This window comes from Streptomyces sp. NPDC048473 (assembly GCF_043200155.1).
Lineage (GTDB): Bacteria > Actinomycetota > Actinomycetes > Streptomycetales > Streptomycetaceae > Streptomyces.
The window spans coordinates 74,876-87,685 of record NZ_JBICXE010000022.1 but is presented as its reverse complement, the minus strand read 5'-3'; the positions used below and the strand labels follow the sequence as shown (position 1 = coordinate 87,685).

The 12,810-nt window shown below is 70.2% G+C and carries 12 protein-coding genes; 6 read left to right on the top strand and 6 right to left on the bottom strand.

The genetic code is table 11. From position 1 onward, the window contains the following. Positions 1–34: 34 nt before the first annotated feature. The 5 genes from ACGFU7_RS29465 to ACGFU7_RS29445 are packed head-to-tail and all read left to right on the top strand — an operon-like array spanning position 35 to position 4,900. The gene (locus ACGFU7_RS29465; RefSeq protein ID WP_393699688.1) at positions 35–646 is read left to right on the top strand and encodes a TlpA family protein disulfide reductase; all 612 of its coding nucleotides are present in this window, start codon (positions 35–37) and stop codon (positions 644–646) included. A 46-nt stretch (positions 647–692) separates the two neighbouring features. After that, a complete protein-coding gene (locus ACGFU7_RS29460; protein WP_393699797.1) occupies positions 693–1,415 on the top strand; it encodes a cytochrome c biogenesis CcdA family protein in 723 nt (240 codons plus the stop codon). Between the two features lie 5 nt (positions 1,416–1,420). After that, positions 1,421–3,232 (top strand): cytochrome c biogenesis protein ResB, encoded by a 1,812-nt coding sequence (locus tag ACGFU7_RS29455; protein ID WP_393699686.1) that lies wholly within the window; start codon positions 1,421–1,423, stop codon positions 3,230–3,232. Then, the gene (gene ccsB / locus ACGFU7_RS29450; RefSeq protein WP_393699684.1) at positions 3,229–4,317 is read left to right on the top strand and encodes a c-type cytochrome biogenesis protein CcsB; all 1,089 of its coding nucleotides are present in this window, start codon (positions 3,229–3,231) and stop codon (positions 4,315–4,317) included. Before ACGFU7_RS29455 ends, ccsB begins: the two co-directional genes overlap by 4 nt. A gap of 55 nt (positions 4,318–4,372) precedes the next feature. Further along, the gene (locus tag ACGFU7_RS29445) at positions 4,373–4,900 is read left to right on the top strand and encodes an SRPBCC domain-containing protein (RefSeq protein ID WP_393699682.1); all 528 of its coding nucleotides are present in this window, start codon (positions 4,373–4,375) and stop codon (positions 4,898–4,900) included. Positions 4,901–4,907: 7 nt separating this feature from the next. Here ACGFU7_RS29445 and ACGFU7_RS29440 read toward each other — a convergent pair whose 3' ends face one another. The 4 genes from ACGFU7_RS29440 to ACGFU7_RS29425 all read right to left on the bottom strand — a co-directional run bounded on the left by ACGFU7_RS29440 (position 4,908) and on the right by ACGFU7_RS29425 (position 11,328). Continuing rightward, complete coding sequence (locus tag ACGFU7_RS29440) at positions 4,908–6,473, bottom strand: hypothetical protein (protein WP_393699681.1); 1,566 nt, start codon at positions 6,471–6,473, stop codon at positions 4,908–4,910. Further along, positions 6,466–8,676 carry a hypothetical protein gene (locus ACGFU7_RS29435; RefSeq protein WP_393699680.1) on the bottom strand — a complete coding sequence of 737 codons (2,211 nt, stop codon included), beginning with the start codon at positions 8,674–8,676 and terminating at the stop codon, positions 6,466–6,468. The genes ACGFU7_RS29440 and ACGFU7_RS29435 overlap by 8 nt, the downstream gene beginning before the upstream one ends. A gap of 115 nt (positions 8,677–8,791) precedes the next feature. Then, complete coding sequence (locus ACGFU7_RS29430) at positions 8,792–9,235, bottom strand: nucleoside deaminase (protein WP_393699679.1); 444 nt, start codon at positions 9,233–9,235, stop codon at positions 8,792–8,794. An 89-nt stretch (positions 9,236–9,324) separates the two neighbouring features. Beyond that, a complete protein-coding gene (locus ACGFU7_RS29425) occupies positions 9,325–11,328 on the bottom strand; it encodes an aldehyde dehydrogenase family protein (RefSeq protein WP_393699678.1) in 2,004 nt (667 codons plus the stop codon). A 123-nt stretch (positions 11,329–11,451) separates the two neighbouring features. Between ACGFU7_RS29425 and ACGFU7_RS29420 the strand changes: the two genes are divergently transcribed. Further along, positions 11,452–11,916, top strand: coding sequence for a MarR family winged helix-turn-helix transcriptional regulator (locus ACGFU7_RS29420; protein WP_393699677.1), 465 nt, complete (start codon positions 11,452–11,454; stop codon positions 11,914–11,916). Positions 11,917–11,927: 11 nt separating this feature from the next. Here the strand turns inward: ACGFU7_RS29420 and ACGFU7_RS29415 are convergent, their stop codons facing one another. After that, positions 11,928–12,332, bottom strand: coding sequence for a PLD nuclease N-terminal domain-containing protein (locus ACGFU7_RS29415; RefSeq protein ID WP_393699675.1), 405 nt, complete (start codon positions 12,330–12,332; stop codon positions 11,928–11,930). A 72-nt stretch (positions 12,333–12,404) separates the two neighbouring features. Beyond that, positions 12,405–12,611, bottom strand: coding sequence for a hypothetical protein (locus tag ACGFU7_RS29410; protein ID WP_393699673.1), 207 nt, complete (start codon positions 12,609–12,611; stop codon positions 12,405–12,407). Positions 12,612–12,810: the final 199 nt, after the last annotated feature.

Sequence of the window (12,810 nt, the reverse complement as noted above, 5' to 3'; positions counted from 1 at the left end):
GAGATCGCTGAAACCGCCATGCGAAACTTTTCACATGAGCTATGGCCGCGCACCCCGACGCCGCTTCACCCTGCTCGCCGCCCCCGCAGCGGCCGTCGCACTCGCACTCACGCTGACCGCGTGCGGTGGGGACGGCAACAAGGCCGGCGGCGGTGGCAATACACACTTCGTCACGGGCAGTGGCGGAATCGCCACCGTGGCCAAGGGCGACCGCACGGCCGCCCCGAAGCTCGACGGTGAGACCCTCGACGGCAAGCAGCTCGACGTCGCCGACTACAAGGGCAAGGTCGTCGTACTGAACATGTGGGGTTCGTGGTGCGGACCCTGCCGTCTGGAGGCCCAGTACTTCGCGAGGGTGGCGAAGGAGACGAAGGACAAGGGCGTCCAGTTCATCGGGATCAACACGCGCGATGCCCAGAAGGGCCCCGCGGTGAGCTTCGAGAAGGACTACGGGGTCCCCTACCCGAGCCTCTTCGACCCGACCGGCAAGCTCATGCTCCGCTTCCCCAAGGGCACGCTGCGTCCGCAGGCCATTCCGTCGACCGTGGTCCTGGACCGGGACGGGAAGATCGCCGCTCGTTCCCTGACCGCGCTCGACGACACCAAGCTGCACAAGATGATCGACCCGCTGATCGCGGAGAAGTGATTCCGTGCTCACCCTTGCCGCCGTTGCGGGCCAGAACGAGACCGTGATGAACGGGGCGCTGCTCGTCGCCCTGCCCATCGCCGTACTCGGCGGACTCGTCTCGTTCTTCTCGCCGTGCGTCCTGCCGCTCGTGCCCGGCTATCTCAGTTACGTCACCGGTGTCACCGGTACGGACCTGGCGCAGGCCAAGCGGGGGCGCATGGTCGCGGGCGCCTCGCTCTTCGTGCTCGGCTTCACCGCCGTGTTCGTCTCCGGTGGCACGCTCTTCGGCTACTTCGGCCAGACCCTCCAGGAGCACAGCGCAACGCTCTCCAAGGTCCTCGGTGTGCTGATGATCCTGATGGGGATCTTCTTCATGGGCCTGATGCCGTGGATGACGCAGCGCGAATTCCGTATCCACAAGAGGCCGGTGACCGGGCTGGTGGGCGCACCGCTGCTGGGCGCCCTCTTCGGGATCGGCTGGACCCCGTGCCTCGGCCCGACGCTCAGCTCGGTGAGCATCCTTGCGATGCAGCAGGGCACCGCCGGACGAGGGGCGATACTGACCGTCGCGTACTGCCTCGGGCTCGGCCTGCCCTTCGTGCTCGCCGCGGTCGCCTTCCGCAAGGCGCTCGGCGCCTTCGGCTGGGTCAAACGCCACTACGCATGGGTCATGCGGATCGGCGGCGTCATGATGATTGCCACCGGGCTGCTCCTGCTGACCGGCGTGTGGGACAGCATGATGCAGGAATTGCAGGGCTGGTCCGACGGCTTCACGGTGGGGATCTGAGTTCCATGAGCAACACCAAGTCCAACCCGGCCCCGGAGCGCGAGCGCCGCGACGAGCGGGAGATCCGGGACGAGCAGGACCGGGAGAACGCCCGCGAACTCGGTGCGGCCGGCTCCCAGCTCTCCACCGCCCCGCGCGAGGAGAGCGCGGCCAATCTGCCGGCCATGGGCGTCATCGGCTGGGTCCGCTGGTTCTGGCGGCAGCTCACCTCGATGCGGGTCGCGCTGATCCTGCTCTTCCTGCTGTCGCTCGGCGCCATCCCCGGCTCGCTGATCCCGCAGAACAGCGTGGACGAAATGAAGGTGCAGACCTTCAAGGACGCCCACACCACCGTCACGCCGATCTACGAGAAGCTCCAGTTCTTCGACGTCTACAGCTCGGTGTGGTTCTCCGCGATCTACATCCTGCTGTTCATCTCGCTCATCGGCTGCATCGTGCCGCGCACCGGCCAGTTCGTCGGCCAGCTGCGCAGCCGCCCGCCGGGCGCCCCCAAGCGTCTGACCCGGCTGCCCGCGTACACCACCTGGCGCACCGAGGCCGAGCCCGAGCAGGTCCGCGAGGCCGCGCTCGCGATGATGCGCAAGCGCCGCTACCGCGCGCACACCGCGGGGGACGCGGTCGCCGCAGAGAAGGGCTATCTGCGCGAGGCCGGGAACCTGATGTTCCACATCGCGCTGATCGTGATGCTGGTGGCGTTCGCCTTCGGACAGCTCTTCAAGTCCGAGGGCGGCAAGCTGATCGTCGAGGGCGACGGCTTCTCCAACACGCAGACCCAGTACGACGACTTCAAGTCCGGCTCGCTGTTCGACGCCGACTCGCTCGCCCCGTTCAGCTTCAAGCTCGACAACTTCATCGGTACGTACGAGCGCAGCGGCCCCCAGATCGGTACGCCCCGGACCTACGAAGCCCATGTGACGTACACGAAGGGTGCCTACGGCAAGGCGCAGAAGACCGTCATCAAGGTCAACGAGCCGCTGGTCGTCGACGGCACCAAGGTCTATCTGAACGCGCACGGCTACGCGCCCGTCGTCTCCGTCAAGGACGGCAGGGGCAAGGAGGTCTACAAGGCCGCCGTGCCGCTGCTGCCCATCGACAACAACGTCACCTCGACCGGTGCGATCAAGGTGATGGACGGCTACCGCGACAAGAACGGCAAGAAGACCCAGCTGGGCTTCCAGGCCTTCTTCGTGCCGACCTTCGCGGGCGACGGCAAGGGCACGATGTTCTCGCAGTTCCCGGCCGCCGACATGCCTGTCCTCGCCCTCAACGGCTATCACGGCAGCCTCGGCGTCGACTCCGGACTGCCGCAGAACGTGTACCAGCTGGACAAGTCCGAGATGAAGGAGTTCAAGGACAGCAAGGACAAGCAGCTCAAGCAGCGCCTGGCGGTCGGCGACACGATGAAGCTGCCCGACGGCGCCGGCTCGATCACCTTCGAGGGCGTCGAGGAGTGGGCCAGCTTCCAGATCTCCAAGCAGCCCGCCAGCGGCTGGGCGCTCACCGGCGCCATCGCCGCGATCGCCGGACTCGCGGGCTCGCTGTTCATCCAGCGGCGCCGCGTCTGGGTGCGGGCCGTACGCGGTGCGGACGGCGTCACCGTTGTCGAAATGGCGGGTCTCGGCCGCAGCGAGTCCGCGAAGCTTCCCGAGGAGCTGGCCGATCTCGCGGTCACGCTCAACGCCGTGGCGCCCACCGCGCCCGGCCCCGACACCGACCCCGGGGCCGAACCCGGATCTGATCCCGGGTCCGATCCCCATTCCGATTCCGGCTCCGTCGAAGAATCCTCCGTAGAACCTGCCGAAGGGGCTGAGAAGTGAATCTCGCCGCCGCAACCAACGAGAACCTGGCGCACACCAGCAATGTGCTGATCTATTCGTCGATGGCCGTCTACACCCTGGCCTTCTTCGCGCACATCGCGGAATGGGTGTTCGGCAGCCGCAGCAAGGTCGGCCGCACCGCCGCCGCGCTGACCGGTGCCGAGGGCGCGGCCGCCGGCGCCACGGTGAAGGTGCAGGTCGCGGAGAAGAGCGGCGGCACCGCCGTACTCGACCGCCCGAAGATCATCACGCGCTCCGCGGCCGGTACCCGCGATGTCCCGGACGGGCCCGGCGCAGCCGGTGGCACGTTCAAGGGCGATCTGTACGGACGCATGGCGGTCTCCATGACCGTGCTCGCCTTCCTCGTGGAGGCCGGCGGTGTCCTCGCCCGCGCGCTGTCCGTGCAGCGTGCCCCCTGGGGCAACATGTACGAGTTCTCGATCACCTTCTCCACGGTGGCCGTCGCCGCGTACCTGATCCTCCTCGCGCTGAAGAAGAACGTCCGCTGGATGGGGCTGCTCCTGGTCACCACCGTCCTGCTGGACCTCGGCATCGCGACCACGGTGCTCTACACCTCCAGCGACCAGCTGGTGCCCGCACTGCACTCGTACTGGCTGTGGATCCACGTCTCCACCGCCATCATCTGCGGCGCCGTCTTCTACATCGGTGCGGTCGCCACCCTGCTCTACCTCTTCCGCGACAGCTACGAGAGCAAGCTCGCCAACGGCGTGCAGCCCGGCTCGTTCGCCGAGTCCGTGCTCTCCCGGCTGCCCGCCGCCTCGACGCTCGACAAGTTCTCGTACCGCGTCAACGCCGCCGTCTTCCCGCTGTGGACGTTCACGATCATCGCGGGCGCCATCTGGGCGGGCGACGCATGGGGCCGCTACTGGGGCTGGGACCCCAAGGAGGTCTGGTCCTTCATCACCTGGGTCGCGTACGCCTGCTACCTGCACGCCCGCGCCACCGCAGGCTGGAAGGGCCGCAAGGCCGCCTACCTGGCACTGATCGCCTTCGGCTGCTGGCTCTTCAACTACTACGGCGTGAACATCTTCGTCACCGGCAAGCACTCCTACGCAGGCGTCTGACCGTCTCCCGTCTCGTAAGGGTGCGGATCCCGCACCACCGGGCCACGCTGGAACCATGACCGATGCGATCCCCGTCATCGAGCGTGGCACCAGCGAAACCCACGGTGACCAGCACACCCTGCGGTTCACGCTACGGCTGCCCCACCCCGTCCCGCGGGTGTGGGCAGCCGTTGCCAGTTCCGAGGGGCTGCCCGGCTGGCTCGCCGCCGCCGACCCGTTCGAACCGCGCATCGGCGGAGCGATCACGCTGCGCTGGCTGAACACCGACCGGGACGGGCACGCTACGGCCGCCTCCGGCACCGTCACCGCCTGGGACATCGAGAGGGTCGCCGAGTACACCCTCGAAGGACTTCACGGCCGCATCCGCTTCCACCTGGAGCCACCGCGCGGCGACCATGTGCTGCTGCGCTTCACCAACGAGTTCCGCGGTGACGACGGGCTGCGGCTGGACTGCCTCGCCGGCTGGCACGACCACTTCCGCTACCTCGTGGACGCGCTCGACGGATACCCCGCCGACTGGTCGAAGTGGACCCCGGTCCGGTGGGCGGGGCTGCGCGAGGAGTACGCGGCGGCCGAGCGGTGACGCGGTGTCACGGTGCCGAGGACGGCGGCAGGCACTTCGGGTCCGGCGGTGTGCGCTCCGGCCAGGCGATCGCCACGAACCGCTGACGGGCGTCCTCGGGCGCCAGCTCCACCACCGGCACCGCCTTGTTGTACGGGTTCCCGTGGTTGTCCAGGCAGATCCAGCCGCTGGCCCCCGACACCCGCAGCGAACCCTTCACCCGCGGCCACTGCTCACCCACATCCGAGAGCTGCGGAAGCCGCTTGCCGTCCGGGGTCGCCTGCCGGATGCCGTGCACCGCCAGCGACATCGCGTCGTGCGCGATGATGACCTGGCCGTCGGTCAGCTCCTGGTGGCCGGTCGGACCGATCGGACCCACGGGCTTCTTCGCCACCGTGGCCAGCAGATCAAGGAAGCTCCGGTAGTCCGCCGGGGAACCGCCCGTCGCCGCCCCGCCCTTCTCCTTCGCCGCCGCCCAGGCGTCCGGGTGCGCCAGCGAGGCGTAGCGGACCGTCACCTTGCGGCGCAGCGCGCCCCGGTCGAGCTTCTTGTCGCTGCCGAGATACGAGCCCTCGTCGCCGGTGAGGATCGTGAACGGGCGGCTCTGGCAGCCGCGCGCCCCGAGCGCGTTGATGAACTGCCGCAGCTGGGTGTGGCGTCCGGCGAAGAACACCGTCTCCGCGTCCGTGTCGCAGATGAGGTGCGTGATCTGCTGGAACGTGTTGGCCGTGGTGCCCTCGTCGTTGGGGTCCTTGCGCGAGGTGAACAGCTGCGGCTCGTACTGCGTGCCCTTCACCAGTGAGGTGAACGCCGCCCGCAGTGTGTCCGTGTAGTGGTCCCCGGTACGGGTGTCCTGCACGAGCAGCGCCTTGTCCGCCTTCACCGTCCCGAAGTGCGCCAGCGCCCGCGCCTCGTCCCGATTGGTCGGGGACACCCGCGCCAGACCGGGGAACGGGTCGCCGGCCGGGCCGTTGGCGATGTCGTCGGCGGTGATCGTGGTACCGACGACCGCGATGTGCGCGGCGGTCAGCTCCTTGACCGCCGACCTGATCTGCGTACTGCTGGTGGCGACCCCCGACACGGCCCGCAGATGGTCCGGGGCCCCGGTCATCGTCTTCAGCCGGTCCACCGTCGGCTGCCACAGCAGGTTGTTCTTTCCCGTGTTGGCGAGCACCAGCCGGATCCCCGGCACCTGCTCGTTCGACAGATGGTTGGCCCGGTACTGCGCGGCGAACGCGCCCTGCAGCTCGCGCTGCATCTTCGTCTGCATGGCCCCGTCCGTCGACGTCAGCGGCAGCAGCAGCGCGACCGTCGCGTACCGGCCGGGCTTCAGGGTGTCGTTCTCCCGGGCGATGGCCGCGGCGACCTCGGTCAGCTTCGACCGCCCGAAGTCGTAGCCGTCGCCGGAGACGCCTATGCACTCGTCGCTGCCCTGCGGCCGTTCGACCCCCTTCGCGCAGGAGCGGTCCTCGGGGGCGGTGAGCCGGCCGATGCCGTACCAGCCGGACGTGAGGACCAGGGCGCCCACCACCACCGTGGTGACGACCTTCTGCCGCGCCGTGTACCAGACGCGATAGCGCAGCGGATTACGCATTCGAGCCACCGTTCCCCCGACCGCTCTGCCCGCGCCGGCTTTCGCCTGTGCCCGGTCCGCCTGTGCCTGATGATCCGCCCGTGCCCGACGATCCCGGTGGCATGGACAGCGGCCGCCAGGCCCTGATGTCCTGCGGCCAGTGCGTCGCCGCGTCCCACAGCACGCTGTTGCCCGTCGGATGCCTGCCGGACAGTTGTCGCAGTTCGTGCGCCATCTTGTCGATCACCTCTTCGTCCGGCAGGGCCAGTGGATCGGACAGCAGCCATACGGCGTGCAGCAGTCGGCGCAGCTGCAACTGGAGCTCCACGGCCCGCTCGCCGAGCCCCGCGAGCCCCGTCTCCCCGTCCGGCAGCGAACCGGCCGCCTCCCGGCCGAGCGCGACCGCCCGCCGCGGATCGGGACCGGCGTAACCGGGCGGACGCGGATACGGCGCCGAGGCGATGAACCGCAGCGAGCCGAGCCACGCCGTCACATCCCCGTCGGTGAACCGCTCCCGCAGATGCGTCACGCAGTCCCTCGTCCTGCCCAGCACCAGCTCCTGGTGCAGCCGGTGCGGGACGCTCGGGCAGCGGCCCCCGGGCGCGTACGCCGTGCGCAGCGTCTCGTGCACCGCACGCCACACCGCGTAGTACGGATGGTCGTCGTCCTGGAACCGCAGCCGGTGCAGCAGCAGCGAGCGCAGCAGCGGATCAGCGACGAAGTACTCGGGGCCGACCGGCCAGTCCTGCGCCCGCAGTACGTCCCGTACCTGCAACGCGACATCGCCGTCCAGCGACCGGCCGCGCAGCCGGGCCGTGGCCAGCAGCCGCGCCGAGTCCTCGCCGTGCGCGGCGGCCAGCACACTCAGTACGTCGAGCTGCTGCCCCGGAAGCAGCCGTGCCAGCAGCTCGTCGGCCACCCGCACCGGCGCCCGGTCCTCACGCAGTTCCACCGTGCGGTCCAGCAGCGCCCCCGGCACCAGCGAACCCGGCCGCGGCGGCCCCGGCTGCGACGACTCCGGCCGCGGCGTCCCCGGCACCAGCGCCTCGCCCGCCGCCTGGGCCAACAGCGCCACACCCAGCGGACGCCCACCCGTCAGCCGGTGCACCCCGCGCGCCAGCCCGGCCGGAGTACGGCCCACCGGATCGTGCCGGTCGAACGCCGCCTGCACATGCGCCGGGCCCAGCGCGGTGAGCGCCACGGCCAGAATCCCGGACGTCACCTCCGAACCGCGCACCCAGTGCGAACCGTGCGCCACCTCGGGCAGCCGCCGGCGCACCGCATGGCTCAGCCCCTCGTGCTCACGTGCGCGCGAGGAGGCGAACAGGGCGATCTGATCCCGCACCCCGGAGGCCCGCTGCCGCAGCACCGGCTCGACCAGCTGCCGGCCCAGCAACGTGTGCGCGTTGTCCAGCAGCAGCACCGGACGGCCCCGGCGGGCACCGCGCGCCAGGCCCCCGTACGCCCGCACCAGATCCGCGACCAGCGCGAGCACCAGATGATCCTCGGCCCGGCGGCGCAGATCACCGCCGCGCTCGAAATCGACCGCCAGCTGCCTCAGCCCGATCCTGCCGTTGCCGCCCGCGTGCGGATAGCTCCCGTACCAGTCCACCGAACGCCGCTGGAACCGGCTGAACGTCTCCTCCAGCACCGTCTCGATCGTGGCCTCGGCGACCATCCCGGCCAGCGGGACCACCGAGTCGAAGGCACTCGCCGCCAGCTTCGTCAGCACCTTGGTGACCCAGCCCGTCGCCGCGTCCCCACGGGTGTCGACGGTCGCCAGCACCGGGCCGAGCGACTGCAGATCGCGCTGCGCCCGCGTCTCGTCCTCCCGCGTCCAGGAGATCGAGGCGACGGCCACGAGCCCGAGGCTCAGCCGGGGGAACTGCACCGGCCGCGCGGCATGCACCCTCGCCGTCAGCTGGGTGGCGAGCTCCGGCAGCGCCCCGGTGACCGGAGTCCAGCCGGGGCCCGGGTCCGCGGGCGGCACGACGGCCTCGCAGTCGACCAGGGCGACCGGGGTGATCTCCCGGTACAGATGGCGCAGTTGCTTGAGCACGGCCGTCTTGCCCATGCCGCGGCCGCCGGTCAGCACGGCGACCGGCGGATCGTCACGGTGCTCGTAGGCGACCCGGGCGGAGCCGTACGGAGTGAGACCTGTCAGACGCGCCGCAAGTCCGTCGTTGCCGAAGATCGCCTCGCGCCCGTACAGCTCTCTCTCCACAGCACCCCCAGCGTCGATGTCCCATCCGATCTGTCACACCGTCAACATAAGGATATCGGCAGGGTGTTGGAGCATGGTGAAGATTTTCGAACGATCAGGGACGCGGGACGGTGAATCAGTCGACGCCGATGTCCTCGTTCCACACGTCGGGGTGGTCCTGTACGAAGTCCCGCATGAGCGCGACGCATTCGGCATCGTCGAGCAGCACGATCTCCACCCCGTGCCGGGCCAGCCAGTCGTGCCCGCCGTGGAACGTCCGTGCCTCGCCGATCACCACCCGTGAGATCCCGAACTGCCGTACCAGGCCGCTGCAGTACCAGCACGGGGAGAGCGTCGTCGCCATGGTCGTGCCCCGGTACGAGCGCTGCCGCCCGGCCGCCCGGAACGCCGCCGTCTCCGCGTGCAGGGACGGGTCGCCGTCCTGGACGCGACGGTTGTGGCCGCGGCCGAGGAGGGTGCCGTCCGGCCCGTAGAGCGCGGCACCGATGGGGATGCCGCCCTCGGCGAGACCGGTACGGGCCTCGGCGAGGGCGGTGGCGAGCATGGCGCGGTCGTTCATGTGAGCCTTTCTCGTCGTTTCCGGGGGCGCTGCCCCCGGACCCCTGCTCCTCGATCGCCGGAGGGGCTTGATTCGAGCCCCGAGGGGCGTCAGCCCAGCGGAGTGTCCAGGACCGCCTTGCGGTGGCTGAACGTCTCCAGTGAGTACCGGCCGTGGTAGCTGCCCATACCGCTCTCGCCGACCCCGCCGAACGGCAGGTCGGGCACGGTCAGATGGGCCAGCGGCAGCCCGATACCGACGGCGCCCGACGACGTCTCGGCGACCAGCCGTTCGCGTACCGCGTCGGACTCCGTGAACGCGTACAGCGCCAGCGGCTTGTCCCGGTCGTTGATGAAGGCGATGGCCTCGTCCAGACCGTCCACCGCCACGATCGGCAGCACCGGGCCGAAGATCTCCTCCCGCATCACGGGCGCGTCCGGCGCGACGTCGGCGAGCACGGTCGGGGCGATGTACTTGGTGTCCCGGTCGTACGTCCCGCCGGTCACCGTGCGGCCGGAGCCGAGCAGTCCGGTCAGCCGGTCGAAGTGGCGCCGGTTCACGATCCGTCCGTACTCCGGGTGCGTCGAGGCGTCCGCCCCGTACAGCCCCTCGACCGCGGCGGCGAGCGCGTCCGCGAGATCCGCGGCCGTCTCCGGGTCGGTCAGTACGTAGTCGGGGGCGACGCAGGTCTGGCCGGCGTTCAGGAACTTGCCCGCCGCCAGCCGGCCCGCGACCGTCTTCAGGTCCGTGCCCCGGTCCACGAACACCGGTGACTTGCCGCCCAGTTCGAGCGTCACCGGAGTGAGGTGCTTCGCGGCTGCCGCCATCACGATCCGGCCCACCGCGCCGTTGCCGGTGTAGAAGATGTGGTCGAAGCGCTCGGCGAGCAGCGCGGTGGTCTCCGGAATCGCACCCTCCACGACGGCGACCGCGTCGGTGTCCAGATAGCGCGGCAGCAGCCGGGCGACGGCGGCGGAGGTCGCGGGCGCCAGCTCGCTCGGCTTGGCCACCACTGCATTGCCCGCGGCCAGCGCGCCGACGACCGGGGCGAGCAGCAGTTGCGCCGGGTAGTTCCACGGCGCGATGACCAGGATGACGCCGAGCGGGTCCTGCACGGTGCGGGCCTTCGCCCCGCCCAGCGAAGCCGGCACGGGGGCGGGCTCGGGCCGCAGCCATGCCTCCAGGCGCTCCAGCGTGTGGTCGATCTCGCGGATCGTGAAGTCGATCTCGGTGCGGTACGCCTCCTTGCGGCTCTTGCCGAGGTCGACGCGGAGCGCGTCGGCCAGCTCGTCACCGCGCTCGGTGAGCATCGCGCGCAGCTGCCGGAGCTGTCCGGTGCGCCAGTCGAGGCTCTTGGTGCGGCCGGTACGGAAGGTGGCGCGGAGGCGGTCGACGGTCTCGGCCGGGGACTCGGCGGGGGCCGACGCGGCGACGATCTCGCGGGCCAGCTGCTCGGAGGAGGCCGGGTTCTGGCCGGTGTGCAGATTGCGGTCGGCGACGGTGTGCGCGGCGAAGGGGGAGGCGGCGGTGTAGTCGGCGCCCAGCTCGATCAGCCGGTCCTCCAGCAGCCAGGGCGCCTTGTCGGCGAGCCCGCCGATGGACTCCTCGGCGTTGCTGAACCCGGTCATGCGGTAGCCGGCGAACGGCCAACTGCCGTCCTCGCGACGGGCGGCGAGCAGCGCGGCCGGTGCGTGGCACAGGACGCCGAGCTGCGTACCGGAGTCGAGTGCGGTGGTCAGCAGCCGCCCGGAGATCTCGCTGACGGCCAGGTCCTCCATGGGTCCGTGGCCGCCGGGGTAGAAGACGGCGTCGTACCGGTCCGGCTGGATGTCCTCAAGTCGGGCTGGGGCACGGAGCTCGGGCCCGATCGAGTCGAGGTACGCGGCGACGGCATCGGCCTTCTCCTGGCCACCGTTGGCGGCCGGCAGGAGGCTGCCCGCGTCGACGGTGGGGGTAACGCCGCCGGGGGTGGCCAGTGTGATCGCGTAACCGGCCTCGGTGAAGACCCGGTGCGGCGCGGCCAGCTCCTCGGCCCAGAACCCGGTGGGGTGGGTGGTGCCGTCGTTGAGGGTCCAGTGGTCGGCGCCGGTGAGAACGAACAGTACGGAGGGCATGGGGGTACTCCCTGCGGGGCGAGCTCAAAACTTGATATGCTCAAGCAACGCAGTTCATGTAACTGCAAAAAGTTGAGCATGTCAAATAAATGTCGGCGGATGCCGATCGAAGAATGGCCGACCATGACCACCGAACCGACGCCCCGCGCCGCCACTGCTCCGGACGATCGCGCCGCCCCGACCCCGGACGATCTGCTGGAGCCGCTGGCCGTCGTCGTCCGCGGCCACCACGACGACCTCACCGCCGTCGCCGCCCGCCACGGCCTGTCCACCTCACAGGCCCGCGCGCTGATCGCCCTCAACCAGCCCATGCCGATGAGCGCGCTCGCCGCCCACCTGGTCTGCGACGCGTCCAACGCCACCGGCCTCATCGGCCGCATGGAGACCCGCGGCCTGGTCAGCCGAACCCCCGCCCCCGGCGACCGCCGCTCCAAGGTCGCGAGCCGCACACCCGAGGGCACGGAGCTCGCCCACACGATCCGCGCCGAGATGCGCGCCGTGCACGGCGCGCTCGAAGCGCTCACCCCCGAGGAGCGCACAGCACTGCTGCCCCTGCTCAACCGGCTGGGGCAGCTGCTGTACTCCTGATCCGCTACGGGTTACGAAGCGGGCGGCGCCGACTCCTCCGGCCCCGCCCCGCTCTCCCGGCGCTTGAGCTCCTCCTCGCGGCGGCGCAGATCCGCCTCCCAGTCCTTGAGGAGCGACTCGTCCTTCTTGTTCTCGTCCTTCAGTGCCCTGAGGAACTCCGGATTGTCGTCCGGCGCCACCCACTGCGAGCGGTGATTGCGGTGCCATTCGGACGGCGTACGGCCCCCGGCGGGCACCTCGCGCATCTTGCCCGCGGCGAGCCAGACGATCGGGCCCACGATCCAGAACAGCAGGATGATGAAGACCCAGGCGATCTTCGGCAGGTGCTTGGCCTCGTCCTCAGGGGTGTTCAGGCAGTCGATGAACGCGTAGATCGTCAGCGCCAGAGGCAGGAGATAGATCAGGGCCCGGAACATGATGGAAAGGTCCCCCTGCGGAGAGTTGGCGGGGCTTGTCCCGCCCCGGTGACGGGCCCAGAGTAGCCGGTGTCAATTACGTCCCACGGCGAGCAGGTGGGAACTGGCGGCGAGCAGGTCGGGGCAGGGGTACGCCATGCGGGCCGCGGTCGGCGCGGAGGTGAACATCCGTGATTCGGTGAGTGATTCACCGGTGTGCTGCTCGGTCGCTTTCGGCAGGGCCCGGGCGGGGCCCTCGACGCCGTACACCTGGGTGCCGGTGAAGCCGCCCTCGCGCATTTCCGCCTCCAGTCCGGGACCGGTGTGGAAGTGTGCTTCGGCGAATCCGGGTGGAGGTTGTGCAACTCGGTATGGGGGCCGAGGTCCTCGACTGCGCCAGGCCGATCATTGCCGCCGCCGGTGCCGGTGCCGGTGCCGCTGCCGCTGCCGGTGCGACAGTGACAGAACTCCGTTTTGCTGCTGCCCGGTTGGCCGAGTG